This is a genomic window from Desulfovibrio sp. An276 (assembly GCF_002159665.1).
Classification (GTDB): Bacteria; Desulfobacterota; Desulfovibrionia; order Desulfovibrionales; family Desulfovibrionaceae; genus Desulfovibrio; species Desulfovibrio faecigallinarum.
The window spans coordinates 1-25,688 of the sequence record NZ_NFJC01000028.1; the positions used below are offsets into that span (position 1 = coordinate 1).

Consider the following 25,688-nt stretch of genomic DNA (forward strand, 5'->3'; position numbering starts at 1 on the left):
TTTTTTGAAGTCATAAAACACTGTAACAGCAAGAAATATCTGGAAATATTTGAGGACTGAGCAGGATTAAAACGCACCATCAGGTATCGAGATTCTGGAAATTCACGAATATAGGTCAGTCCTTGTGTCTCACGCCTGCACAAAAGCTCTTCCTCAAAAAAAGCAGAAAAGCAGCCCCTTCTTCTGCGCTCTTGCGTGCGCCAGAAGTTTTGCATTGGAACAGGAACAATTTCAAAGCAACGCACTCGTATTTTCTTCCTTCGTGGGGAGACAAAAACAAATGTTACAGAAGTGTGACGCAGACAAAGTCAGACACGAGAGTGCGCAAGAAGTCTGGACCAGTAACAAAAAAGATAGTATTCTGTCGACACTAGGCATACATGTATCTTCCCTGTGACAAAATACGGCAAATTGTCACCTTACGCTTGTCACTAGCAAAAATTGTCCTGTACTGGCTTGCGCCGGAATGCTTTCCCAACCTTTTTTGCTACTCCTCCCAAAGGAAAGGACGACAGGCTTGCAGGAAGGCACCGTACCTGTCGCGGGGGAAAAATAGTCACTTCGGGGCAAGTCCCCTTCGCTCAAGGAGTTTAGCAATGTCAGCGATCAAAAATGTCTGCGTTATCGGACTCGGTACCATGGGTATGGGAGCGGCAAAGTCCTGCATCAAGGCCGGGCTCAATACCTACGGCGGAGATATCAGCGACAAGGCTTTGGAAACACTGAAGGAAGCAGGTGCTGTCAAGGTTTCCAAAACCCCCAAGGAATTTGCCTCCGAGCTCGACGCAGTGCTTGTGCTTGTGGTCAACGCGGCCCAGGTGCGCAGCGTGCTTTTCGGCGACAACCCCGAGGATTGCCTGGCCTCTGCCCTGAAAAAGGGGACTCCTGTTATGGTGTCTTCCACCATGGCTGCTTCGGACGCCAAGGACATTGGCGAAAAACTGGCCTCTTACGGCCTTCCCATGCTTGACGCTCCGGTCTCCGGCGGCGCAGTCAAGGCCAATATTGGCGAAATGACTGTCATGGCTTCCGGCGATCCTGCCACCTTCGAGGCACTCAAGCCCCTGCTCGATGCGGTGGCAGGCAAGGTCTACAATATCGGCAGCGAAATCGGCCTTGGTGCCAGCGTGAAAATCGTCCATCAGCTTCTTGCAGGCGTGCATATCGCCGTTGCCGCAGAAGCCATGGCCATGGCCGCCAAGGCTGGCATCCCCCTGGACATCATGTATGACGTTGTCACCAATGCTGCCGGCAACTCCTGGATGTTCGAAAACCGCATGAAGCACGTCCTTGAGGGCGACTACACCCCTCTCTCCGCTGTGGACATCTTTGTGAAGGATCTGGGTCTTGTGACCGACACTGCCAAGGCCATGCACTTCCCCATTCCCCTGGCCTCCACAGCCTTCTCCATGTTTACTTCCGCCTCCAATGCCGGCTACGGCAGATGGGACGACAGCGCAGTCATCAAGATTTTCAACGGCATCACGCTCCCCGAAGAAAAGAAACACTAGGACGAGGACAGCCACATGACTCTTAAGATAGGCGTGATTGCCGATGACTTCACCGGCGCCACGGACATTGCGAGCTTCCTTGTCCTGAACGGCCTGAAAACCGTGCAGCTGTGCGGCGTGAGCGAAGACCTTCCGGCCCCGGACGTAGAGGCCGTGGTCATCAGCCACAAATCGCGCTCCTGCCCGGCAGAGGAAGCCATCCGGGAAACCCGAACTTCCCTGGACTGGCTCGTGAAAAACGGCTGCAAGCAGATCTACTTCAAGTACTGCTCGACCTTCGACAGCACAAGCAAGGGCAATATCGGCCCTGTCACGGACGCTCTCATGGAGAGGCTTGGCACAGGCTTTACCATCTTCCAGCCTGCACTTCCCGTGAACGGCCGCACTGTCTTCAAGGGCTATCTCTTTGTGGGTGACGTTCTGCTGGAAGAATCCGGCATGAAGAATCATCCCATTACTCCCATGACGGACAGCTCCCTCTTGCGCCTCGTTGAAATGCAGTCAAAGGGCAAGTGCGGCCTTGTCAGCCTCGAAGTGGTGAAAAAGGGCCCGCAGGCCATCAGGGATCGCATTGCCGAGCTTGAAAAGGCCGGCTTCAGCTACGCCGTGCTTGATGCCACGGACGAAAACGATCTTGTCGCCCAAGGCGAGGCCCTGAAGGACATGCCCCTTGTGACCGGTGGCTCCGGCCTTGCCATTGGCCTTGCCCGCGCAGTGCGCGAGGCTGACGCGGATCCGGAAAAAGCCCAGCAGGCAGGCTATCCCGCAGGCCAAAAATGCGCAGTCCTTTCCGGTTCCTGCTCTGTCATGACCAACAAGCAGGTGGCCTTCTACAAGGAAAGGGCAGCGGCAAAGCTCGTGGATGTGGACGCCCTGCTTTCCGAAGGCACAAACATGGACACCATGGTTGGCGAGTACAGGGACTTTATCCTCTCCCATCAGGAAGACGCCCTGGCACCTCTTGTCTACGCCACTGCCAACCCAGAGGAGCTCGCCCGCGTGCAGGAAAAATACGGCGTGGAGGCATCCTCCAGGGCTGTGGAAAACTTCTTTGCTGCCCTTGCAGCGAGCCTTGCCAAGGATGGCACGGAACGCTTCATAGTCGCAGGCGGCGAGACCTCCGGCATCGTCACCAAGGCACTGGGCGTTCAGGGCTTCTACATTGGCCCTGCCATTGCCCCTGGTGTGCCGTGGGTGCGCTCCATAAACAATCTTGTCAGCCTCACTCTCAAATCCGGCAATTTCGGTCAGGAAGACTTCTTTGTCCGCGCCCAGGAAAACTTTCCCGTCTAGGGTCTGAACCTGGCACGACACCGCTATACGGAGGTGGTGCGGGTTCCGGCCGGAGCCCGCACCAGACAAACGATGAAATACGAAAGGGAAATTGTCGAATTTGTGGAAGTCGGCAGGACACTGTACGACAGGGGGTATGCCACGGGATCTGCCGGCAACATGAGCGTACTTTTGCCTGACGGCAATATTCTTGCCACGCCCACAGGATCCTGCATGGGCAGGCTTGATCCCGAAACGCTTTCTGTCCTCACCCGGGACGGAACCCTTGTTGCCGGAGCAAAGGCCACCAAGGAAGTGCTCTTCCACATGGCCCTGTACGACAACAATCCCGACATACGCGCTGTTGTCCACCTGCACTGCTGCTACTGCACAGCTCTTTCCTGCCTGAAGGATCTTGACGAGAAAAGCGTCATACGTCCCTTTACGCCCTACGTTGTCATGCGCATGGGCGAGATTCCGCTTGTTCCCTACCACAAACCGGGCTCACCCCTGCTTGCCGAGGATCTCGGCAAAGTGGCCCCGGGACATCTGGCCTTCCTCATGGCCAACCACGGCATGATCGCCTGTGGCAAGGATCTCACAAGCGCAGTCAACAATGCAGAAGAGCTGGAAGCAACGGCAAGACTGTATTTTGTCCTTGCAAACGACAGAGATCGCATTCGCTATCTCACTGAAGAAGAAACAAGGGAGCTTAGATAATGCCCAAATTTGCTGCCAATCTGACCATGATGTTCAAGGAAGTGGACTTCATGGATCGCTTTGCCAGGGCCGCACAGTGCGGCTTCAAGGCTGTGGAATTTCTCTGGCCCTATGACTACGACAAAAAGGATCTTGCCAAGGCTCTAAAGGACAACGGGCTTACTCTCGCCCTGTTCAACACCACCGCTGGCAACGTGGCAGGCGGAGAGTGGGGCCATGCAGGCCTGCCCGGCCGCGAGGCCGACTTCAAGTCGGAAATAGAAGAGGCTCTCGACTACGCCATTGCCCTCGACTGCCGCACAGTGCATGTCATGTCCGCAGTGGTTCCCTATCCCGAGGAAAGGGAGCTGTGCCGCAACGTCTTTGTGAAAAACATGCGCATGGCTGCAGACCTTTTTGCAAAGCACGACAAGGTCCTCACCATGGAGGCACTCTGCCCGGACATCAAGCCCCGCTACCTCTACCACAGCCAGTACGAAACCATGGCCCTGCGCGAGGTCATTGGTCGTGACAATGTCTTCACCCAGCTCGACACCTTCCACGCCCAGATGGTGGACGGCAATCTCACCCACCTCATTCGCGACTTTGCCGGTGCCTACGGCCATGTGCAAATCGCTGCTGCCCCGAGCCGCCACGAGCCGGATGAGGGCGAGATAGACTACAGCTACATCTTCAGGCTCTTCGACGAAGTTGGGTATACCGGATACATTGGCTGCGAGTACAACCCTCGCGGCAACACGGAAGAAGGCCTTGGATGGTTTGCCCCCTACAAGGGCTAGTCATCTGCCGGGCTAAAGTCCCGGCCCACTCTACTCACACTTCTCGGCCTGACAGGATACGCCTATGTCAACAACAGCGTTACTGTGCATAGCACTCTTCTCGGTGCTTCTGCTCCTCTTTCTCGTGATCAGGATGAAGGTCTCGGCCTTTGTGTCGCTCCTGCTCGTGTCCATGATCACGGCACTGATAGCCGGCATCCCGGTGGACAAGGTCATGCCCACCCTCATCGCCGGCATGGGGTCAACCCTTGGCTCCATCACCATCATCGTGGGCCTTGGCGCCATTCTCGGCAAGATGATTGAAGTCTCGGGCGGCGCGGAAGCCCTTGCCTCCTACTTCAGCAGACTGCTTGGCGTGAGCAAAACCGTAGCTGCAGTCACGATCGCCGGCTTTATTCTCGGCATCCCGATCTTCGTGGACGTGGGCTTTATCATCCTGGCCCCCATTGTCCTGGGTTTTGCCAGATTCACCAAGGCCAACCCCATAGTCTACGGTCTGCCTGTGGCAGCAGCCATGCTGACCGTGCACGTGGTGGTTCCGCCCCATCCCGGCCCTGTTGCCGCAGCCAACATTCTCCATGCTGACGTGGGCATGCTGACCCTGCTCGGCATCCTCCTCTGTATCCCCACCTCCATCTGTGCCTTCTACTTTGCCCGTTCGGTCATAAGAAAGCATCTGGCAGCCAAGGGCGAGTCCGCGGAAATCCGCACGGACATCACCTCCCTGAACATGGCTGACATCCAGTCCGACAGAGTCAAGCTCGACAATCTCGAGCCTCCGAGTGTGGGCCTTATCCTTACCCTGGTCATCCTGCCCATCGCCCTCATCATGCTGGGCACGGTCTCGGCGACCGTCCTCGACAAGGCAAGCTCCCTGTACAGGGTAGCCCAGTTCCTGGGCTCCCCCGGCACGGCCCTCATGATTTCCATCCTGCTCGCCTTCTACTTCATTGGCATCAAGAGGGGCTGGGAACTCGGCCGCATAGGCGAAGTCATGGACGACGCCCTGCCCACTGCAGCAGTGGTCATCCTGGTCACTGGTGGTGGCGGCGTGTTCGGCAAGGTTCTCACCGAAACAGGCGTCGGCACGGCACTTGCCAACACCCTTGTCTCCCTGGGCATCCCGATCCTGCCCGCAGCCTTCATCATCGCGGCTGCACTGCGCGCCTCCCAGGGATCGGCCACCGTGGCCATCCTGACTACAGCCGGCCTGCTTGCAGACGCTGCAGCAGCCTACAGCGACAACTACCGCGTGATGATCACCATAGCCATCGGCTTTGGCGGCTTCGGCTTCTCGCACATCAACGACAGCTTCTTCTGGATTCTGACGAAGTATCTGAACATGAGCGTGAGCGAAGGCCTGCGCACCTGGACGCTGATCACCTCGGTGATAGGCATAGTTGGTTTCTTCTTCACCTGGCTTGTGACAATGCTCTTCTTCTAGCAAGAGAGGCTTCGTTGCCCTGAGAGAGGGCAAAGCCCAAAATGGAGGGGCGGACAAGCAGCTCAAAGCTGCATGTCCGCCCCTTTTCGTGGAGTTGTGAAATTTTTGTCCGCTAGAAGAACTTCTCGCAGACAGTCTTGTCCTTTCTGAATTTTTCCAGATTGCCCAGACGGGGATCTGGCAGATTGGCCAGAAATTCCCCCTGCGGCTCCCCGACAATGCTTGCGGAATGCAGGACAGAAGCGGCCAGTTGGCCGCAGTACCAGTCAGCGGGCAGGGACTCCCTGCTCCCCTGTGTCTTCATGCACTGCTTGCACACAGCGTTGAACTCGGGGCTCTCGTTGTTCACGGCAAGCTCCGAGCCAAGCAAAAAGAGTGCCGATGCGTCGCCGCTTGAGCGGGCGTACAGTATGGCCTTTGCGAGCTCCTGCCCCATCTCCTTTTGCTGCTTCTGGGTTTTGGCCTCCAGACTCTTCAGGATGACAAGCCCCACGTAGCCCAGGGGATCCTTTTGGGACGCTGCCCAGCCGAAGAGCTCCCTAGCCCACTCGATATTCTGCTCGCCCTTGCCCCTGAGGCCCTTGATCCAGCCAAGCTGACGTATGGCTTCCAAGGCAAGAACACGCGGATGAGGATGTGGGTGATTCTCTTGCGCAAGCAGGCTCTGAAGAAGCTCAAGCCCCTTCTCGGTATCCTGTTTAAGCCCGTGCAGACCGCGCAAAAGGGAGTCGGTAAACCAGCAGTTTGCGTCCGAATTTCCCTTCATTGCTGCTTCGTGAATGTTTTTCAGCGCGCGTTCGACGGAGTCCTCGCTATTGGGGAAGAGAATCAGCATTCTCCCCCTAGCAAAAAGCACGGCAGGGATCTTGTCCAGGCTCTTGTCGTCAAGAAGCGTGTCCTCGTGATACTCTATGAACTTGTCCCCCCAGAGAAATTCCGCAAGGATCGTATCACAAAGATCTTCCGGATAACCGGCTTTTGCTGCCTGAAGCAGCAGCTTGTCTCCCTTTGGATCGTCGAGAGTGCGCAAAAGGCGCCCCTGCAGACCGTGGATCCTGGCTGCGTAGTCGGCACCAAGATTGGGATGGCGGAGTATCCCTTCCAGCAGGAACACATCCTTTTCCGCAAGACCTACATAATGCGACCCGACAAAGTTCGCCTGTATGTACTGGAACAGGGCTCCCAGATCGCCCTGCATGAGAGCTCTCTCGTAAAAACGCGTCACACGCGGGTCCGGAAACAATCTGGAAGATTGATGCTCACAGCTATCCAGAGACTCTGCGAACAGGCGCATGGCCCCTGTGTGCTCCTGCTCAATCAACGACTGAATGAGCGGCATATGCTTTGTGAAGGAGCTCACCGCCTCATTGTGCGCCCTGAATTTTTTGATATTCATGAGCATGACCAGGGCATCCCAGCTGTGATCCAGGGCCAGTGCGTACACGTGTTCCAGAACACTCTCAATCGCCTTCTGCTGCGTCTGTGTAGGGCAAAGCAATCCGTCTGCGGAGGCAAAGACCATCTCGTCGAAGTTGGCATCCAAGGCTTTTTGGACCCATGACTGCGCAGCTTCAGGCTCCCCAAGAGCATTGTAGGCGAAAAAGAGCATGCAATAGGCATAGGAAAAACCGCCGCTGGCTGCGACATCCAGCAGTGCCAGAAATTTCTCCCTTTTCTCTGTATCCGCCTTGCCCAGCTTGTCCAGATACATGTCTCCGGTCAGCTCAAAGAACATTTGCAGGGCCACAAAGCAGGAGGCGAGAACAGACCCCTCCTCGGCCATGGATTTAAGCTGGGCTACAACCTTTCCGCCAGTCCGAACTTTCGGAAACTTTTTCTCCTCATCAAATGTCCGTATCCCGGAATTCCGAAAACTGTAGGGGTTGCCATACTTCTTTTCGAAATCAAGGATGCAGCCGCAGGCTTTCCCCTCAAGTTCCAGATCAAAGCCGCCTTGCTCACTGTCAGCCTCGCGCTGTGCCTGAAGCCATCGCGTAGCCTGATCCCCCAGGGAGCGTGTTCCGAAATACAGGCTTGATGCATCAAGCTTTGGCGCGCCGGAAGCTGTCTTACCGCGCCCCTTGCCCCTGGATTTTGCTATTCTTTTTCTTGTTGCCATATAGTCCTCTTGGCTGATTATGAAATTGTGGGCATTTGCAATGCACTGACTTTCGACAATTTTGCCTGCCTATTTCCACTCTTCCCGGACAAGACCGGTCAAATCATACTCGCCGCTCTCCACAATATCCGCCCGCACCATGGCGCCAGGTTCGGTTCCGGGGCCGCTTATGTAGCATATGCCATCCACGTCCGGAGCCTGGAACCACACACGGCCGTTGTGCAGGCCGGGCCATTCGGGATTGATGCTGTCTACAAGCACGTCCTGCACGCTGCCCACCTCGGCCTCGAGCCTTTCCCTGCTTATTTCCTGCTGCAGTTCCATGATCAGCGCCCTGCGCTCCTCCTTCACACTGTCCTCCACCTGGTTGGGCAGGGAGGCAGCGACAGTTCCTTCCTCGGGCCAGAAGGTAAAAACCCCAAGCTGGGTAAAGCGCATGCGCTCTACAAAATCGTACAGATGCTTAAAGTGCTCGTCCGTTTCCCCGGGGTAACCCACAATAAAGGTTGTGCGCAAAGCCGCATCCGGCAGGGCCTCGCGTATGGTTTCGAGCACGCGCTCGGGCTCTACGGCAAAGGGCCTGCCCATGCCGCGCAGGATATCGGGATGGCTGTGCTGCAGGGGAATGTCAAAATAGGGCAAAAGGGCATCCACGTCCTTCACTGCCTGCAAAAGTTCCCCTGTTATCCCCTTCGGATAGAGGTAGAGCATACGCAGCCAGGCTATGCCGTCGATGTCTCCGAGCCTGCGCAAAAGATGGGGAAAGGCACTGGCGTCGTCTCCGAGATCGTGGGCATAGTCGCTGAGATCCTGGGCAATGAGCACAATCTCCCTGGTCCCCTGGTCTGCCAGCATATGCGCCTCACCCAGAAGTTCCTCCATGGGAGCGGAGTGCAGGGGACCACGGATGGAGGGAATGGTGCAAAAGGCACAGCGGTGCCTGCAGCCCTCGGAAACCTTCAGGTAGGCGTAGGACGGAGGAGTGGACACAAGACGTCCAGACGATGCTGCACCTCCACCAAGGGCGGCAAAAACCATTGCCCCCCAGTTCTCCCTGGATGCCGGCTCAAGCCACAAATCCACCTCTGGCAGGCCATCGGCAAGACTGTCCCTGCCGTAACGCCCGACCAGGCAGCCGGCAACGCACAAAAGAGCCTTTTTCCGTTCTTCGGCGAGGTCAAGAATGGTGCGCACGGATTCCCTGACTGCCGGCTCTATGAAGCCGCAGGTGTTCACAAAGACAAGGTCCGCTTCTGAAGGCGTATCCGTGAGCCGGACATTCTCCCCAAGCTGACCTACAAATTTTTCCGTATCCACCCTGTTCTTGGGACAGCCAAGGCTCTTGCAGTACACGACAAGCCCTTCCCCTGCCTTCTCTTCCATAACTGCCATAGTATCTCCAGGCCCGCAGACAGGGGCCCCTGTCTGCGGGAATGCATTGCAAAACAGTACTCTACATTTCATGCCATGGCTGGTGAGGACAAGTTTGCCAAAAAAACGGCTCGCAAAAAGCGCTCTCACGCGCCTGTCCCGCAAGATCCGGCAGCCGGCAGAAGCGCAAAAATCTGCCTGCCTTTTTCAAAAAGCAACCGGTCCACTGCCAAGGCAATGCTTTACAGCAGGTGTCAGCATAAGGTATAAATAAATTCCTGTCTATCACCATATCACAATAACTTGATATATGGATATGCAAATACTCTCTTCAGCTCAAGCACTAGCCGACTGCTGCCGCAGCTGGCACAAGGAAGGCAAGACCATAGCCCTTGTACCCACCATGGGCTACTACCACGAAGGGCATATGTCGCTCATGGACAAGGCCCGCACCCTGGCGGACAAGGTCGTTGTCAGCCTTTTTGTCAATCCCACCCAATTCGGCCCCAATGAAGACTACGCTTCCTATCCTAGGGACATGGAACGCGATGCTGCCATAGCCAGGGAACACGGCGCAGACCTTCTCTTTACGCCCAGCCCTGACGAGCTCTACGCACCGGACGCCGGCACATGGGTAGAAGTTCCGGAAATGGGGCAGCTTCTGTGCGGTATCTCGCGCCCCATCCACTTCCGCGGCGTGTGCACTGTGTGCACAAAGCTCTTTTTGCTCAGCCAGGCCGACTACGCGGTCTTTGGCAACAAGGACTGGCAGCAGCAGGCCATCATCCGCCGCATGGTACGAGATCTCTTCATCCCGATCACCATTGTTGGCGTGCCCATTGCCCGGGCCGAAGACGGCCTCGCCCTCTCCTCCCGCAATGTCTACCTGACAGAAGAGGAGCGCGCTCAGGCGCCCGAAATCCACAAGGGCCTTGTCTATGCCAAGACAATGGTCGAGCACGGGGAAACCAGGGCCAATGTGCTGAAGGAAGCCGTGCTGCGCCGCTGGGCCTCCACGCTGCCCCTTGGCCGCCTCGACTACCTGCAGGTCATTGACAGCGCAAGCCTCAGCCAGGTTGAGGAAATCACAGGCCCTGCCACAATGGCCTGCGCCATCAAGATGGGCAAGGCCCGTCTCATAGACAACATCCAGCTCAATTAGCGTTGACTCTTCCCGCAAGGATGCCCTGTCGGCATCCAGGAGAAATCATGCAGACCAAAGGAACCTATTTCTTCACCTCGGAATCCGTCACCGAAGGCCATCCCGACAAGGTGGCAGATCAGATCTCCGACGCAGTTCTCGATACCCTCCTTGCCCAGGATCCCGATGCCCACGTGGCCTGCGAAACCCTGGTGACCACGGGCATGGCCATTATTGCCGGCGAAATCTCCACCAAGGGCTACGCGGATCTGCCCCATGTTGTGCGCGAAACCATCAAGAGCGTGGGCTACAACAGCTCCGACATGGGCTTTGACTGGCAGACCTGCGCTGTGCTCTCCACCATTGATCATCAGTCTCCGGATATTGCCCAGGGTGTCCTGCGCGAAAATCCCGAGGACCAGGGCGCCGGCGACCAGGGCATGATGTTCGGCTACGCCTGCGACGAGACCCCCACCCTCATGCCGGCCCCCATATTCTGGGCCCATCAGCTCTCGCAGCGCCTGACCAAGGTTCGCAAGGACGGCACAGTGGGCTTCTTCCGTCCCGACGGCAAGACCCAGGTTTCCTTTGAATACCACGACGGCGTTCCGGTTCGCATCAACAACGTCGTGGTGTCCACCCAGCACGAACCCCACGCAAGCCAGGATGACATCATTGAGGCAGTAAAAAGCCAGGTCATCCGTCCAGTGCTCGAACCTTCTGGCTATTTCAACGAAAAGGACTGCGAAATCTTCATCAACACCACAGGCCGCTTTGTGGTGGGTGGCCCCATGGGCGACTGCGGCCTGACCGGCCGCAAGATCATCCAGGACACCTACGGCGGCACAGGCCACCACGGTGGTGGCGCCTTCTCCGGAAAGGACCCCTCCAAGGTGGACAGGTCCGGCGCCTACATGGGCCGCTACATCGCCAAGAACATCGTGGCCGCAGGCCTTGCCAAGGTGTGCGAGGTACAGATTGCCTACAGCATCGGCGTGGCCGATCCCGTGAGCATCCTTGTCACTTCCCAGAACACCAGCGAATATCCAGACAGCGTCCTCACCGATGCCGTGCGCGAAGTCTTCAATCTGCGCCCCTACTACATCACAAAGCGCCTTGACCTGAAGCGCCCCATCTACAGCAAGACCTCCTGCTACGGACACTTTGGCCGCGAGCTTCCCGAATTCACCTGGGAAAAGCGCGACGCAGTCAACGATCTTGTCACAGCTGTGCAAAAGCACTAGACCTTTCGGGCGCCGCGCTTGCGGCGCCCTTTTGCTTGGCGCAAGGTCGCTTTTCCCCCGCCGCTCCTGCGCCCTGGAGGGCATATGGCAGTTGCCTTCTCTTTTGACGAAACAGAACAGCGCATCCTTTCCGGCATCGTTTGCGATGCCATTGAAAAGCGCCTGCAGGGCGAAGCGCCGCTTCCCCCTGCCTCAAAAGACTACAACGCCAACCTTGTTCAAAACCTCGGCTGCTTTGTAACGCTCACCATCATGGGGCATCTGAGAGGCTGCATAGGCTCAATCGTGGGCACGCAACCCCTTGTTGTGTGCGCCTGGAACATGGCACAGGCTGCGGCCTTCAGGGATCCCCGCTTTCGTCCCCTTAAGCCCAGTGAATGGCCGCACACAAGAGTGGAAATCACCGTTTTGGACCAGCTTTCCCCCTGCCCCAATCCGGAAGCAATCGAGATTGGCAGGCATGGCCTTGTCCTGCAGTACATGGGCCGCAGCGGCGTCTTTCTGCCCCAGGTGCCGGTAGAACAGGGCTGGGATCTTGATCAGTATCTGACCAATCTCTGCTACAAGGCAGGCCTTCCGGACGGTTCCTGGAAGAAGCAGGGAGCACGTCTTTTCTGGTACGAGGGCTTCAAATTCCAGGCCCGCGGCTAAAACCGTTTTCCACGAGAAGGGGGAGAGGCTTTTGCCCCTCCCCCTTTTCGTCATGCATAGAGATTGGAAACGTATTCGCGCAGACGGAAGGTCAGCCTTGTGTAGCGCCGTTTCACATCCGCATTGGCAACAGCCCTCTCCAGGGCCCGCTTTTCGCCCACTAAAACCACCAGTTTCTTGCCCCTTGTCACTGCCGTGTAGACAAGATTGCGCTGCAGCATGATAAAATGCTGCATGAACAGGGGAATCACCACTGCCGGATACTCCGAGCCCTGGGACTTGTGGATGGAAATGGCATAGGCAAGGACAAGCTCCTCCATTTCCGAGGTCTCGTATTCGACCATCCTGTCGTCAAAGACCACATGGACGACCTTGCGGTCCGGATCGATATCCAGAATGGTGCCCACGTCACCGTTAAAGACGTCCTTGTCGTAGTTGTTGCGTATCTGCATGACCTTGTCGCCACGTCGATAGATGGTGTCGCCGCGCCTGACCTCGGGCAGGGCCCTGGGTGCGCGGCCCCCCTTCCCCATGGCCAGACCTCCGGGGTTGAGGGTCTTTTGCAGCTCACTGTTCATGCAGACAGTGCCCACAGCTCCCTTGTGCATGGGGGTAATAAGCTGGATGTCCTTCAGGGGATTCAGCCCGAAACGCTCGGGTATTTCCCTGCAGACAAGGCGTACAAGAACGTCCAGCCCGTCCTCCATGGTGGGCACTTCCAGAAAGTAGAAATCCGTGTCGCGCTCCCAGGGGGACACAAGATCGGGGACTATGCCGTTGTTGATGCGATGGGCATTGGTCACAATCTCGCTTGTCCTTGCCTGGCGAAAAATCTCGTTGAGCTCGCACACAGGCACCTTGCCCGAGGCTATGATGTCAGCAAGGACACTGCCTGGACCAACAGAGGGAAGCTGGAACACGTCGCCGACCAGAATGACGACGCAGCCCGTAGGCACGGCCTTCATGAGATAGTAGAAGATGAGGATGTCCATCATGCTGGCCTCGTCCACTATCAGAAGATCGCAGGCCAGAGGTTCTTCCTCGTTGCGCCTGAAGGTATTGTCCCCGGGATTGTATTCGAGCAGGCGGTGCAACGTCTTTGCGTCAAGGCCCGTTGCCTCTGCCATGCGCTTTGCTGCGCGCCCGGTGGGCGCAGCAAGGAAAATGCGCTTTGTGACTGCCTGAAACAGGGTAATGATGGCCTTGATGATCGTGGTCTTGCCTGTGCCCGGGCCGCCGGTGAGTACCATCACCTTGCTTTTGGCAGCCATGCGCACAGCCTCGATCTGGGCCTTGGCAAGGTTGTGTTCCTGCTTTTGCAGGGCGTCTTGCACCTGCTTGTCCACATTCCTGAACGTCACGTTCCCGGGCATCTGGCACAGACGCTCGAGATAGTAGGCTGTCTTGTCCTCGCAGCGGTAATAGGTTGCGAGATACACGGCCCTGTCCTCGCCCCTGCCGCCTGTTTCATGCGGCTGCAAAGGGATGGCGTCGACAACAATGCGGTTGTCGAGAACGAGCGCGTCTATGGCTTCCAGAACGCCTGCGGCGGGAACATTCAGCTCTTTTTCTATGCGCGCCACAAGCTCGGTTCTCGGCAAAAAGACATCTCCGTTTTCCGAGGCCTTCTGCAGGATGTAGAGCACGGCCCCCTGCATGCGCAGGGGACTGTCCCTGGGAACGCCGAGCTTTTCCGCCATGGCATCCGCTGTGAGAAAGCCTATGCCGCGTATGTCCATGGCAAGCCTGTAGGGATTTTCGCGCACCTTCTGCACGGACTGGGTTCCGTACTCCCTGTAGATGCGCACGCCGTAGGCTGCGGAGATGCCATGGGGCTGCAGAAACTGCATGAGATCGCTCAAGCTTCTGTTCTCGCGCCAGCTTTCGACAATGGTCGCGAGATTTTTCTTGCCTATGCCCCTGACGCTGGCAAGCTTTTCCGGCTCCTCGTCGAGAACGCGTATGGTGTCCTGGCCGAATGTCTTCACGACCCTTTCGGCCAAATCCGGTCCCATGCCCTTGATGAGCTTTGAGGAAAGATAGGCTATGAGCCCTGCCTCGCTGGCCGGGACCTGCTCGTTTGCACAAGCAAACTGGAACTGGCGCCCGTAGCGCGCATTTTGCACAAACCTGCCCGTAAAGGAAAGATTCTGTCCTGCCTGCGGATTGAGCAGGGTTCCCACGCAGGTCAAGCCCGACAGGGGAATACCCCTGCGCCCGGCTTCCTTCTTGTCCGGCACAACGCGCAATATGGCATAGCCATTTTCGTCGTTCTTGAAAATAATGCGCTCGATGCTGCCGCTGAAGGTAATGTCTTCCTGTATGGCCGGATCAGTGGCCAAGACTCCGGGTTTTGGGCCCTTGTTCGTGCTCTCTGGCATCAGTTTCTCCCAAGGCGGCGCTGCATGAGAAGCATGTCTGCCAAAACCAGGCTCACCATGGCCCTGTGCACGGGCACACAGCGGGGTATGGCCGAAAGATCGTGTCTGCCTCCCACGCGTATGGTCACGGCATTGCCGTTGACATCCACTGTCTGCTGCTCGCTTGCAATGGAGGAGATGGGCTTGACTGCGGCTCGCACCACAATGGTCTGACCAGAGGAAATGCCACCGAGGATACCTCCGGCGTGATTGGACGCAAAAAGTCCCCCGGGCAGCAAAGGATCGTTGTTGGCACTTCCCGTTGCGCGGGCTGCGGCAAAGCCGTCACCTATTTCCACGCCCTTGACTGCACCTATGCCCATGATGGCCGAGGCTATGCTTGCGTCAAGCTTTCCGAAGACAGGCTCGCCAAGACCGGCAGGAACGCCGTAGGCCTCTGTCTGCACAATACCGCCAAGGGTATCGTGTGCCTTTCTGGCCTCAAGCACCCTGGCGTCCCACTGGGCAACAACACTCTCGTCCGCGCTGTAGAAGGGACGATCGTAGGCGCCTTCGAGATCGATACTTGCCACGGCTATGCCGCCAAGCTCCACAGTGGCAGAGCGGACGCGTATGCCTTCGCTCTCAAGCAGTTTTTCGGCAACAGCTCCTGCAGCAACCCTGGCGATGGTCTCCCTTGCAGAGGAGCGCCCGCCGCCGCGGTGATCGCGAAAGCCGAACTTCTTGTAAAAGCCCCAGTCCGCGTGTCCGGGACGGAAAACGTCCTTCAGGTTGTCGTAGTCCCCGGAGCGCTGGTTCTCGTTGTAGACCACAAAGGCAATGGGCGTGCCCGTTGTCCTGCCAAGATAGGTCCCGGAGAGGATGTGCACGGTGTCGGATTCCTTGCGCGGAGTGGCCGTGGCTCCCTGGCCGGGTTTTCGCCTGTCCAGGGCCCTTTGCATGTCCTCCTCTGTCAGGGGGAGATTGGGAGGGCAGCCGTCCACAACGCCACCCACGGCCATGCCGTGGGATTCGCCAAAGGTGGTGACCTGGAAAAGAGTGCCAAATGTATTCTGGGACATAGCTGCCTTGCTCCTGATTGTGTATTTGTCGTCCCTGTCCGGGCAATACGCCTTGTGCCGGGTTATTGCATGATGCGCAAGCCCCTGGGCTTCACGGGTGTGCAATGATAGCAGTGCTGGCAGGCGCTGAAAAGGGTTGTGGCAGGCCTTGCGCCTGTCAGCCTTGTATCAGCCTCGCCTGCCCCTGTTGCGCAGCATGATGGTGGAGAGCACAAAAAAAAGGCAGCTCACCACAATGATGGTTGGTCCTGTGGAGGAGGCAAGCCAGGGCTGGGCAGAGAGCACAAGCCCGAGAAAGGCCGAGAGCATGCTCAAAGCCACAGCCCACCAGAACATGCCGAAAAGGGAACGTGACATGTTGCGGGCGCAGGCAGCGGGCACAATGAGCAGGGCTGTGACAAGCAATACTCCCACGGCCCACACGGAGAAGATGACCACAGCTGCCACGACGGCAGCAAAAAGATACTGCCACATGGCAACCCTGATCCCGTGGGCCCTGGCCATGATGGGGTTCAGGGCAATGGAAAGCAGGGCGTTGAAGCCGCAAAACTGCAAAACAAATACAAGGGGCAAAAGAAGCAGAAGGAAGCGTATTTCCTCTGGCCCTATGGTCAGGATGTCGCCAAGGAGAAACTGCTGCAGATTCCTTGCGCTGCCCTGTGTCCTGCTCACAACCAGAAGTCCGAAGGCCACCACAGCGGAAAAGACCACGCCAATGGCCAAATCCGAGGAAATGTTGCTCCGCCTTTGCAGGGCAATAATGCCCATGCCCACCAGTATGCCAAAGGCCAGCATGGTCATGCGCGGCTCAAGGGAAAAGAGAAGGCCCAGGGCCACGCCGGCAAAGGCCGAGTGACCTATGGCGTCGGAAAAGAAGGCCATGTGAAAATGCACTATCTGCACGCCAAGCACTGCGGCTATGGGCGCGAGCAACAAAAGGCCCAGCAGGGCCTGCTGCATAAACCTGTGCTGCAGGCAGTCCAGGGGAATACACCCCAGGGCAGAACACAAGACGTCTATCACAGCGCACCTCCCCGGCCCTGGAAGGGGGCCTCTCCCCGTATCCCGCACGGATGTTCCTGCTCGCACTGGGCAAAGGCGCCGCACTTGGGACACAAATGCTGCGGTACAGTGCACTGATCCGGGTAGATGTGGATAGGAATGCCAAAGACGGACATGAGATTGGCTGCGGTAAAGATCTGATGGGGCGTGCCCTCCTGGCAGCGTCCGTCGTATACGCAGACAACGTGGCTCGCGTAGTGGGCGGCCAGGGTCAGGTTGTGGCTGACCATGACAATGGAAATGCCGCTTTGCAGGCGCAATTCGTTCAGGATATCCCAGAAAAGGCGTTCGCCCTTCAGATCCACGCCTGCAGCCGGTTCGTCCAGCAAAAGGAGCAGGGGATCGCGCAAAAGGGCAGAGGCAAGGAGCACGCGCCGCATTTCGCCGCCGGAAAGCTCCCCAATGCAGCGGGTAGCCGCGTTCCCCATGCCCACGCGCTCGAGCGCCTTTGCCACAGCCTTTTTTCCTTCCTTTCCTATGCCAAGCCACAAGGGCCTTGTGCCGGCATTGAGGGCCAGAAATTCCTCGCAGGTGATGGGAGTGGAGGTCTGTGCCTCGAGATGCTGGGGCACATAGCCGATGCGCCCGAGGACCCCCCGGGCAAAGCGTATCTTTCCCCTGTGGGGCACCTCTCCCATGATGCTGAGCAAAAGCGTGGTCTTGCCTGCACCATTTGGCCCCACAAAGACGGTAAGTCCGCCCCGGGGTATGGAGACGCGGACGTGGTCCAGGACAGTCTTTCCCGCAAACTCCACGCTCATGTTTTCAAAGGCAATGACATGGTCTGTCATTCAATCTTCCTCTGTATCTTCCGTGTATCGTGCCAGGGAGCTACCCCCCCCCGCCAATGGCACGTGACAGTACTGACATTTTGGCCCGGGCAAGGTAGCCTTGCCCAAGGCAAAAGACAAGGCTGGCTTTTTCGGACACCCTGGCTTAATCGATGGTGCAGGGACAACAGCAACCTGCCTGTCCCTTCCCCAAAATCCATCCTGCGGAGATTTCCCTTGCCAGAACCCAATTCTTCCCTTGCGGGATTTTTCAGGGCTCTTGCCCCGATGATCCTTGGCGCAGCACTCGTTGCCCTGCCCTCTCTCTCCTCCCAGGCCCTTGCCGCGACTCAGGCAAAAGACACTGGTGTCGAAGCCGGGGCTTTGGAAAAAGCTCAAGCCCAGTCCCGGGCCCCGTCCGCTGCGAAAAACGATCCTTCGAAAAGCTCTGGCGAGGCAGAACAGGAGGCTGCAGAAACAGCAGGCGAATCTTCTGCAGGAGGCACGAACAAGGCACAGGAAAAAGCGCAGGAACAGGCGGATAAATCAGGCTCAGAAGAGGAAAAGGATAGTACCGAGGCGAGCTCCTACTCGAGCGAGGCCATGGCGCTTTGGCCGGACGTAGACAGCTTTGTCACCTCCCGTTTCGGGGAGCGGCGCGGATCCACGGTTCCCCTCCTGAGCGACGCTCCCATGCGCCCCCGCTTTCACAGCGGCCTTGACGTGCGCGGACACCTTGGCTGGCCAGTGCGCACGCTCAAAAGCGGCACTGTCCTTCTCGCAGGCATGGCCGGCAGCGCAGGCCTTACTGTGAAGATAGCGCAGACAGACGGCAAGACCGTTTCCTACGCGCATCTTGGCAAGGTACTTGTCAAAAAGGGCGACAAGGTGAAACAGGGGCAGCACATAGGCGAAGTCGGCTGCACGGGACGGACGTCCGGAGCACACGTCCACATCACTGTGCGCAACAGCAAGGGGCAGCGCACGGATCCGCGCAAGGAAATCGGGGGACTTTGGGAGCTCTACGATCCGCCTCTCGAGGATCTGAAAACTCCCCTGCAGGCCCAAGCCTGCGTGCGGCGCGGCTACAACAAGCGCCTTGCCGGCCAAAAGCAGTACTTGCGTATGCGCAAGGCCCTTCTTGAATCCGGCGCCTACAAGATTCCGGACATCGAGCCCTGGAAAAACTGAGCTCGGATGTCCACTAGATATCCACGAGCTCCACGTCTTTCTCGTCCAGCTTGCGGCCAAGGAAAAGCCCGCCTGTGGCGGCAAAACGGCGCACATTGTCTGTAGCCATGAAGCGCACACTGCCCTTTTCCCCTTGCGCTGCCATACCCTGTGTCTTAAGGATTTCTGCTACGGCCTCGGCTGTTGTGCGGGCAGAATCCACTATGGCAACATCCGGGCCCACCACATTGGCTATGGCCTTTTGCAGCAGGGGGAAATGCGTGCAGCCGAGCAGCAGCGTGTCCGGCTTGTCTTCACAGGCAAAAAGTTCTCCTATGTAGCGGCGGACCACACCCTCGACCACATCACCCTCAAGCCAGCCTTCCTCTGCAAGGGACACAAAGAGCGTGCAGGCGCGGCTTTGGATGCGCGCCTCGGGCTTTAACGCGTGAATGGCGTCTACATAGGCTCCGCCACGCACTGTGGCCTCTGTGGCGAGCACCACTATGTGTCCGCTTGACGAGGCCTGCACGGCAGCCCTGGCACCTGGCTTTATCACCCCCACCACGGGAATGTGCGGAAAGCGGTTGCGCAGGGCAGGCAGTGCAACGCTGCTTGCTGTGTTGCAGGCCACGACCAGCATCTTGACCGGCCCCATGTCCACAAGCTTGCCCGCAGCCTTCAGGGTATATTCTATGATGGTGCTGGCGCCCTTGGTCCCGTAGGGCAGGCGAGCCGTGTCGCCCAAAAAACGGTAGCTTTCCCCCGGCAGACGCTCAAGCAGTGCCCTAAGCACTGTCATTCCCCCCACGCCGGAATCAAAAATGCCTATGGGGTTGTCCGTATTGTCGACCACTTGCTCTCTCCTTGCAGGAAAGTCCTTGCTGTTTGTGCCTTTTGGCGGAAAGCGCACCTTACCCAAAAAGCAGTGAAGCGACAATATTGTCCGAAGGCACTGTCCCTGGCAGGAAACGTCCTGAAAAAAGGGCGTAAAAGAGCGCCATATGGCGTCAATTGGCAAGAATGGGAACTTGTGTTTTTCCCCTCAACGCATCAAAATGCCTTTTTTCTATGCCTTTTTTCTCAAGGTGCCCGACGTCCAGGCGGGCCAACCGCTTTCTCTCTTGGGGGGAGACATGATCGCAATCCTCGACTACAAGGCTGGCAACCAGACCAGCGTGCTCAGGGCTCTCAAGTTTCTGGGCATACCCTCTGTCATTACAGCCGATTCAGAAGTCCTTGCCAGGGCCGACGGCATCATTTTCCCTGGTGTCGGCTCGTCTGCCCAGGCCATGGATGTACTTCGCGGCGAACACCTTGATCTTTGCCTTGCCGATGCCATTGCCCGCAAGCAGCCTGTGCTTGGCATCTGCCTTGGCTGCCAGATTCTCCTCGAGCACAGCGAGGAAGGCAACACAAGGACACTGGGTCTTGTGAAGGGTGAGTGCAGAAAGTTTCCCGATACCCTGCTTCAGGAAGACGGAAGCCCGGCCCCTGTCCCCCACATGGGCTGGAACACAGTCTCCTGCACAAGAGACAATGAGCTTTTCCGTGGCATCGACGCCTCGGCCCAGTTCTACTTTGTCCACAGCTACTATGTTGCTCCCGAAGACGATCTTGTGCTCGGGCAAACCTCGTACGGAGGGCTGACCTTCTGTTCTGTCTACGGTAGATCTGGACTGTGGGCAGTGCAGTTCCATCCGGAAAAGAGCGGACGCTTTGGCCTTGCCCTGCTCAAAAACTACCACGACTACTGCAAGGAGGCCGCCAATGCTCTCTAAACGCGTCATCCCCTGCCTTGATGTGCGCAACGGCAAGCTCACCAAGGGCATCAAATTTGCCGGAAACGTGGACATTGGCGATCCGGTTGAAAGTGCCCGCAAGTACTATGAGGAAGGTGCGGACGAAATCGTCTTTTACGACATCACTGCTTCTGCGGAGGATCGCGGCATCTTCCTGGACGTAGTGGAAAGGGTGGCAGCCAATATCTTCATTCCCTTCAGCGTTGGCGGAGGCATACGCTCAGTTGCAGACATGCGGGCTGTCCTTCTGGCAGGCGCTGAAAAGATTTCCATCAATTCCGCGGCAGTGCAAAATCCCCGCCTCATCAGCGAGGGCGCAGACGCCTTTGGAAGCCAGGCCGTGGTCGTTGGCATGGATGTATTGCGCGTGCCCCAAAGCGAGGCTATTCCCTCGGGCTACGAAATAGTCATCAACGGTGGCCGCAAGCGCATGGGCATTGACGCCATTGCCTGGGCGAAAGAATGCGAGCGCCTTGGCGCGGGCGAGCTGTGTGTCAATTCCATTGACGCGGACGGCACAAAGGATGGCTACGAGCTTGCGCTCACAAGCACCATTGTGGACGCGGTCTCCATCCCGGTCATTGCCTCAGGCGGAGCAGGAAAGCCGGAGCACATGCTCGACGCTGTCACTCGCGGCAAGGCCTCTGCGGCCCTGATTGCCTCCATTGTCCACTTTGGCACCTACACCATACGCGAATGCAAGGAGTACATGGCAAGCCACGGAGCCCCGGTGCGCCTTGTCTGGTAGGCCTGACACATGACCCTCAGTGACTTTTTTGCCGAACAAAAACGCCTTGCCATAGCCTTTTCCGGAGGACTCGACAGCCGCTTTCTCTGCGCCAGCGCCCTGAAAGCCAACTGCGATGTCCTTGCCATCCACATCCGTGGCCCGCACATCCCAAGGGGCGAAAGCACAGGGGCAAGAGCCTTTGCTGCAACCATGGGACTGAGGCTCGAAGAGGTGGCGGTGGATCCCCTGTCTGTCCCGCAGATTGCAAACACGGATCCGTTACGCTGCTACTACTGCAAAAGGCTCATGCTCCAAAGCCTCGGCACTGTGCTGGCACATCTTGGCGAGGAGGAGAGGATACTCTGTGACGGAAGCAATGCAGACGATCTGTCCCGTTACCGTCCCGGATTAAGGGCACTCCAGGAAAAGGGCGTTCTCTCCCCCCTGGCCCTTGCGGGGCTTTCCAAGGCCGATATACTTAAAAGGGCAAGGGATATGGGCTTTCCCCTGCCAAAGGAACAGGCAAGGCCCTGCCTTCTGACCCGCTACGACTACCATCTTCCTGTCAAAAGGGATGAGCTTGCCCGTATCGAGGAAACGGAAGAGGCTCTGCTGCGCCTGAAGGACGAAAAGGGAAATACCTGCTTTGCCGACCTGCGCCTGCGCCTTACCCCCTCCCCTCTCCTGCAGGTCACCCGCTTTTTGCCGCAATGGATGGGGATGACGGACAAAATCATGGCTGCCAACGGCTTTGCCGACTACGCCGTAGTGGAAACTGCCAGCATAAGCGGCTTTTTCGACCAGGGGAAAAGCGGCACGGATTCAGGGAAGCACTAGTTGGACCTTGTGCAATCCGTCTTCCAAAAGGCTGTTCTCACAGCGGAAAATGGGGCAATATGGCCGCTTTCAGGCTTGCCAAACCGGCTGGAAATATTCTATAGCATGCCTTGTCTTGAGGCCGGACGCGGCCTTGAGCAGCCTATGCCAATAACAGGACAGCAAGACTGCCTTGTTTTTTAAGGAGAATACCATGGCTCACAAGAAAGTTGAACGCAAGAAGGAACTCGATCGCCGTCGTCATCGTCGTGAACAGCGCCTGAAGCAGCGCATTCACGAAGCTCAGGGCAAGAAGGCCTAGGGCTCACGCACAGTTTCTTTTTTGTCCTTAACAAGTCTGCCGTTGTCATGACGGCAGATTTTGTTCTCTATAGGGCCAAGCGCCCAAATCAGAATTTTTGTGGTCTCCTCCTGTTTTCAGGCAGGGGAGGAAAGAAGTATGCCAATTTACGAATATCGCTGCCCAAAGTGCAACAAGGTCTTCGAAGAGTGGTGCCCCCACATCACCGAGGATCATCCCAAGGAACCCTGTCCGGATTGCGGAACCATCTCGCCGCGCATTATCTCCAACACCTCGTTTGTTCTTGAGGGCGGCGGCTGGTATGTGACCGACTACGGATACCGCAAGGGCATCAAGGACGAGACTTCCGCGCCAAGCCACGGAACATCCGGCGCGTCCCATGCCCCGGAAAGTTCCGCCAAGGCTTCTGGTGAAAGCGCGACCAAGGCTGCTTCTTCGACTACAGCTTCTTCGAATACACCCGCTGCATCCGCTCCCAAGAGCACATCTGCCCCTGCCAGCACGGCTGCTGCCAAGTAGCCTGACCAAAGGGCATTGTTGCAGATCTTCAAATTCACCCCAAAAGGCAAGGAAGGCCATCGCAAGCCCCGGGGCAATCGCTTCGGCCCGGCCCTCCTGCGGGAGCAATTCTCATGATCGAACGCTACACACGCCCGGAAATGGGCAGCATCTGGACACTGGAAAACCGCTACAAATCGTGGCTGGACGTTGAAATTGCCGTGTGCAAGGCCTGGGCGGAAAAGGGACGCATTCCCGAGGAAGCGCTGCAGAACATCATAGACAAGGCTGAAATCGACGCAGACCGCATTCTCGCCATCGAGGAGATCACGCGCCACGACATCATCGCCTTTTTGACTGCCCTGGAAGAAAAAATCGGCCCTGATGCCCGTTTCATCCATCTGGGCTGCACGTCTTCCGACATCGTGGACACTGCCGGCAGCCTCCTCCTTGTGCAGGCAGGCAAGATCATTCTCAAGGACATCGACGCCGTGCTTGAAACCATCAAGGGCATGGCCATGAAGTACAAGGGTGTCCTGTGCATGGGCAGATCCCACGGTGTCCACGCCGAACCCATCAGCTTCGGCCTCAAGATGACAGGCTTCTACGCCGAATTTGCGCGTCATAAAAAGCGTCTCGAAGACGCCATCGAGGACATTCGCGTAGGCAAGATTTCCGGCGCTGTCGGCACCTACACCATCGTGACTCCGGAGGTAGAGGAAATCGCCCTTACCCACCTTGGTCTCAAGGTCGATCCCCATTCCACCCAGATCGTGCAGCGCGACCGCTACTCCCATTTCTTCACCACCCTGGCCATACTTGGGGGCGGTATAGAGCGTTTGTGCGTGGAATTGCGCCATCTGCAGCGCACAGAGGTTCTCGAGGCCGAAGAAGGCTTTGCCAAGGGCCAGAAGGGCTCTTCGGCCATGCCCCACAAGAAAAACCCCATTTCCGCGGAAAATCTCTGCGGACTGTCCAGGCTTCTGCGCTCCAACGCCATGGCAGCCCTGGAAAACCAGGCCCTGTGGCACGAACGCGACATCAGCCACTCCTCTGTGGAACGCGTCATCATGCCCGATTCCACCATTCTGGCAGACTACGCCTTAAACCGCCTGAACAGGTTGCTCGCAAACCTTACGGTCCATCCCGAGAACATGGAGCGCAACATGAACGCCTCCTTCGGCCTGTACTTCTCGCAGCGCGTGCTCACGGCCCTTATTGACAGCGGCCATCCTCGCCAGGAATCCTACGTGGCTGTCCAGAAGCTGGCCATGCAGAGCTGGGAAACACATACTCCCTTCCCCACCCTGGTCCGCCAGGACGAGCAGATGCAGGCTGTGCTTGGCAGCGACAAGATGGACGAGCTCTTTGATCCCAAATTCTATCTGCGCTATGAAGATACGGTCTACAAGCGCGTTTACGGCGATTGATTTTCGCCAAGCGAGCAAGTGCACGCTTGTCTCCCCTCAAAGCCATCTCCCTGCCCCAAGGCAGGTGCTTTAAGGAATAATTCCATGCATGAAGAACTCAAACGCAGACTGGCACGCATTCTGGTGGAAAGGTCCTACAAGGAAGGTTCCTTTCTGCTCGCTTCCGGTCGCCACAGTGACTACTACTTCGACTGCCGCGTGACAGCCCTGCATCCCGAAGGTGCCTGGCTCATAGGCAATCTCTTCTACGACGTCATTGCCGCACTGCGCGAGCAGGGCACGGAAATCAAGGCTGTTGGCGGCATGACCATGGGCGCTGATCCCCTGGTTTCCGCAACCACTGTCATTTCCTGGGAAAAGGGAGCTCCATTGAACGGCCTTCTGGTGCGCAAGGAACCCAAGGGACACGGAACCAACCAGTACGTCGAAGGTCTTGCCAACGTCTCCTCCGGGGACCCCATTGTGGTGCTCGAGGACGTGGTGACCACTGGTGGCTCCCTGCTCAAGGCCTGCCAGCGTCTGGAAATGAGTGGCCTCAAGATTGCCGCAGTCTGCACCATTCTTGACAGGGAAGAAGGCGGCAGGGAACAGCTTCTTGAGCACGGCTACAAGCTGCAGTCTCTCTTCACCCGCAAGGAACTCCTCGAATATGCCAAGGGCTAGTCAAGAGCTTCACTGCGCAAGACACTGACTATTACAGGCTCTCCCTCTGGGAGGGCCTTTTTTTTTCTGTTATACTTCGAGTTCAGATAACAAGGGAAAAGCATTTGTCTCTATACAGTTTTTGCAAAGGATATTTTGCTTTTCACTGTACAGTGAAAAGCAAATATAGGCCATTACAGGATGGCAAACTATAAAAACAAAGCAGTCTTTGTCGACTGCAAAGTCAAACAAAGACTGCTTACGTATTCCTGGCGGAGGAAAAGGGATTTGAACCCCTGGAGGACTTACGCCCTCAACGGTTTTCAAGACCGCCGCATTCAACCACTCTGCCATTCCTCCGGATGTACTTTGCTACTGGATGGCTTCCTTCAGCTGCTTGCCGGGGGTGAACTTGGCAACCTTGCAGGCAGGAATTTCCATTTCCTGCTGGGTGCGGGGATTGCGGCACTTGCGGGCAGCACGCTCAACAACCTTGAAGGTACCAAAACCGGTCAGGGTCACAGACTCGCCAGCAACCAGAGATTCGCGCAGGACTTCAATGGTGGCGCTCAGGGCCTTCTCGGCAACACCCTTGCTCTCAAGACCGGCTTTCTGGGCAATCTGATCAATCAATTCTGCTTTTGTCATAGCTATAAACTGCGAGGTTATCTCCTTGTCTTGTCAAGGAGTGGAAACGCAGCCTCCATATATTCCAAGTTAATAGGCAAGCGTGTGGCTTGAATTTTGGAAAT

Annotated in this window: 24 protein-coding genes and 1 tRNA gene; 15 read left to right on the forward strand and 10 right to left on the reverse strand. The window is 57.2% G+C overall.

The window, feature by feature from the left end; genetic code table 11:
• On the reverse strand, positions 1-245 hold a 245-nt coding region (locus B5F76_RS15160), incomplete at its 3' end, for a hypothetical protein (protein WP_204218383.1).
• A 351-nt stretch (positions 246-596) separates the two neighbouring features.
• Between B5F76_RS15160 and ltnD the strand changes: the two genes are divergently transcribed.
• The 5 genes from ltnD to B5F76_RS10720 all read left to right on the forward strand — a co-directional run bounded on the left by ltnD (position 597) and on the right by B5F76_RS10720 (position 5,726).
• Positions 597-1,511, forward strand: a complete 915-nt coding sequence (ltnD, locus tag B5F76_RS10700; protein ID WP_087354384.1) for an L-threonate dehydrogenase — start codon at positions 597-599, stop codon at positions 1,509-1,511.
• A 15-nt stretch (positions 1,512-1,526) separates the two neighbouring features.
• Positions 1,527-2,804, forward strand: a complete 1,278-nt coding sequence (otnK, locus tag B5F76_RS10705) for a 3-oxo-tetronate kinase (RefSeq protein ID WP_087354386.1) — start codon at positions 1,527-1,529, stop codon at positions 2,802-2,804.
• A gap of 72 nt (positions 2,805-2,876) precedes the next feature.
• On the forward strand, positions 2,877-3,503 hold the full coding sequence (gene otnC / locus B5F76_RS10710; protein ID WP_087354388.1) for a 3-oxo-tetronate 4-phosphate decarboxylase: 627 nt from the start codon (positions 2,877-2,879) through the stop codon (positions 3,501-3,503).
• Positions 3,503-4,282, forward strand: a complete 780-nt coding sequence (gene otnI / locus B5F76_RS10715; RefSeq protein WP_087354390.1) for a 2-oxo-tetronate isomerase — start codon at positions 3,503-3,505, stop codon at positions 4,280-4,282. The genes otnC and otnI overlap by 1 nt, the downstream gene beginning before the upstream one ends.
• Before the next feature lie 64 nt (positions 4,283-4,346).
• Positions 4,347-5,726, forward strand: a complete 1,380-nt coding sequence (locus B5F76_RS10720; protein WP_087354392.1) for a GntP family transporter — start codon at positions 4,347-4,349, stop codon at positions 5,724-5,726.
• A 112-nt stretch (positions 5,727-5,838) separates the two neighbouring features.
• On the opposite strand, the gene B5F76_RS10725 is transcribed toward B5F76_RS10720, so the two are convergent.
• On the reverse strand, positions 5,839-7,845 hold the full coding sequence (locus B5F76_RS10725; RefSeq protein ID WP_087354394.1) for a hypothetical protein: 2,007 nt from the start codon (positions 7,843-7,845) through the stop codon (positions 5,839-5,841).
• A gap of 69 nt (positions 7,846-7,914) precedes the next feature.
• The gene (gene rimO / locus B5F76_RS10730; RefSeq protein WP_087354457.1) at positions 7,915-9,228 is read right to left on the reverse strand and encodes a 30S ribosomal protein S12 methylthiotransferase RimO; all 1,314 of its coding nucleotides are present in this window, start codon (positions 9,226-9,228) and stop codon (positions 7,915-7,917) included.
• Positions 9,229-9,532: 304 nt separating this feature from the next.
• Between rimO and panC the strand changes: the two genes are divergently transcribed.
• The 3 genes from panC to amrA all read left to right on the forward strand — a co-directional run bounded on the left by panC (position 9,533) and on the right by amrA (position 12,252).
• Positions 9,533-10,378, forward strand: coding sequence for a pantoate--beta-alanine ligase (panC, locus tag B5F76_RS10735; protein ID WP_087354396.1), 846 nt, complete (start codon positions 9,533-9,535; stop codon positions 10,376-10,378).
• A 47-nt stretch (positions 10,379-10,425) separates the two neighbouring features.
• Positions 10,426-11,601, forward strand: coding sequence for a methionine adenosyltransferase (gene metK / locus B5F76_RS10740; RefSeq protein ID WP_446717634.1), 1,176 nt, complete (start codon positions 10,426-10,428; stop codon positions 11,599-11,601).
• Between the two features lie 84 nt (positions 11,602-11,685).
• Positions 11,686-12,252, forward strand: coding sequence for an AmmeMemoRadiSam system protein A (gene amrA, locus B5F76_RS10745; protein ID WP_087354398.1), 567 nt, complete (start codon positions 11,686-11,688; stop codon positions 12,250-12,252).
• Between the two features lie 50 nt (positions 12,253-12,302).
• On the opposite strand, the gene recD2 is transcribed toward amrA, so the two are convergent.
• The 4 genes from recD2 to B5F76_RS10765 all read right to left on the reverse strand — a co-directional run bounded on the left by recD2 (position 12,303) and on the right by B5F76_RS10765 (position 17,547).
• A complete protein-coding gene (recD2, locus tag B5F76_RS10750) occupies positions 12,303-14,633 on the reverse strand; it encodes an SF1B family DNA helicase RecD2 (RefSeq protein WP_087354400.1) in 2,331 nt (776 codons plus the stop codon).
• Positions 14,633-15,694 carry a chorismate synthase gene (gene aroC / locus B5F76_RS10755; RefSeq protein ID WP_087354402.1) on the reverse strand — a complete coding sequence of 354 codons (1,062 nt, stop codon included), beginning with the start codon at positions 15,692-15,694 and terminating at the stop codon, positions 14,633-14,635. The genes recD2 and aroC overlap by 1 nt, the downstream gene beginning before the upstream one ends.
• Positions 15,695-15,862: 168 nt before the next feature.
• A complete protein-coding gene (locus B5F76_RS10760) occupies positions 15,863-16,717 on the reverse strand; it encodes a metal ABC transporter permease (RefSeq protein ID WP_239407031.1) in 855 nt (284 codons plus the stop codon).
• On the reverse strand, positions 16,714-17,547 hold the full coding sequence (locus B5F76_RS10765) for a metal ABC transporter ATP-binding protein (RefSeq protein WP_087354404.1): 834 nt from the start codon (positions 17,545-17,547) through the stop codon (positions 16,714-16,716). The genes B5F76_RS10760 and B5F76_RS10765 overlap by 4 nt, the downstream gene beginning before the upstream one ends.
• 216 nt (positions 17,548-17,763) lie before the next feature.
• Between B5F76_RS10765 and B5F76_RS10770 the strand changes: the two genes are divergently transcribed.
• Positions 17,764-18,717 (forward strand): M23 family metallopeptidase, encoded by a 954-nt coding sequence (locus tag B5F76_RS10770; protein ID WP_162608811.1) that lies wholly within the window; start codon positions 17,764-17,766, stop codon positions 18,715-18,717.
• Positions 18,718-18,730: 13 nt separating this feature from the next.
• On the opposite strand, the gene murI is transcribed toward B5F76_RS10770, so the two are convergent.
• Positions 18,731-19,552 (reverse strand): glutamate racemase, encoded by an 822-nt coding sequence (gene murI, locus B5F76_RS10775; protein WP_087354408.1) that lies wholly within the window; start codon positions 19,550-19,552, stop codon positions 18,731-18,733.
• 280 nt (positions 19,553-19,832) lie between these two features.
• Here murI and hisH point away from each other — a divergent pair, with 280 nt between their 5' ends.
• The 6 genes from hisH to pyrE all read left to right on the forward strand — a co-directional run bounded on the left by hisH (position 19,833) and on the right by pyrE (position 24,957).
• Positions 19,833-20,477, forward strand: coding sequence for an imidazole glycerol phosphate synthase subunit HisH (gene hisH, locus B5F76_RS10780; RefSeq protein WP_087354463.1), 645 nt, complete (start codon positions 19,833-19,835; stop codon positions 20,475-20,477).
• The gene (gene hisF, locus B5F76_RS10785; RefSeq protein ID WP_087354410.1) at positions 20,467-21,246 is read left to right on the forward strand and encodes an imidazole glycerol phosphate synthase subunit HisF; all 780 of its coding nucleotides are present in this window, start codon (positions 20,467-20,469) and stop codon (positions 21,244-21,246) included. Before hisH ends, hisF begins: the two co-directional genes overlap by 11 nt.
• A gap of 9 nt (positions 21,247-21,255) precedes the next feature.
• Positions 21,256-22,065 carry a hypothetical protein gene (locus tag B5F76_RS10790; protein WP_087354412.1) on the forward strand — a complete coding sequence of 270 codons (810 nt, stop codon included), beginning with the start codon at positions 21,256-21,258 and terminating at the stop codon, positions 22,063-22,065.
• Between the two features lie 439 nt (positions 22,066-22,504).
• Positions 22,505-22,885 carry an FmdB family zinc ribbon protein gene (locus tag B5F76_RS10800; RefSeq protein WP_087354424.1) on the forward strand — a complete coding sequence of 127 codons (381 nt, stop codon included), beginning with the start codon at positions 22,505-22,507 and terminating at the stop codon, positions 22,883-22,885.
• A gap of 113 nt (positions 22,886-22,998) precedes the next feature.
• Positions 22,999-24,294, forward strand: a complete 1,296-nt coding sequence (gene purB / locus B5F76_RS10805) for an adenylosuccinate lyase (protein WP_087354426.1) — start codon at positions 22,999-23,001, stop codon at positions 24,292-24,294.
• Between the two features lie 84 nt (positions 24,295-24,378).
• Complete coding sequence (gene pyrE / locus B5F76_RS10810; RefSeq protein ID WP_087354428.1) at positions 24,379-24,957, forward strand: orotate phosphoribosyltransferase; 579 nt, start codon at positions 24,379-24,381, stop codon at positions 24,955-24,957.
• 249 nt (positions 24,958-25,206) lie between these two features.
• Here pyrE and B5F76_RS10815 read toward each other — a convergent pair.
• Together B5F76_RS10815 and B5F76_RS10820 are read right to left on the reverse strand one after the other, a co-directional pair.
• A tRNA-Ser gene (locus B5F76_RS10815) sits at positions 25,207-25,296 on the reverse strand.
• Positions 25,297-25,308: 12 nt separating this feature from the next.
• On the reverse strand, positions 25,309-25,584 hold the full coding sequence (locus B5F76_RS10820) for an HU family DNA-binding protein (protein ID WP_087354430.1): 276 nt from the start codon (positions 25,582-25,584) through the stop codon (positions 25,309-25,311).
• Between the last annotated feature and the right edge of the window lie 104 nt (positions 25,585-25,688).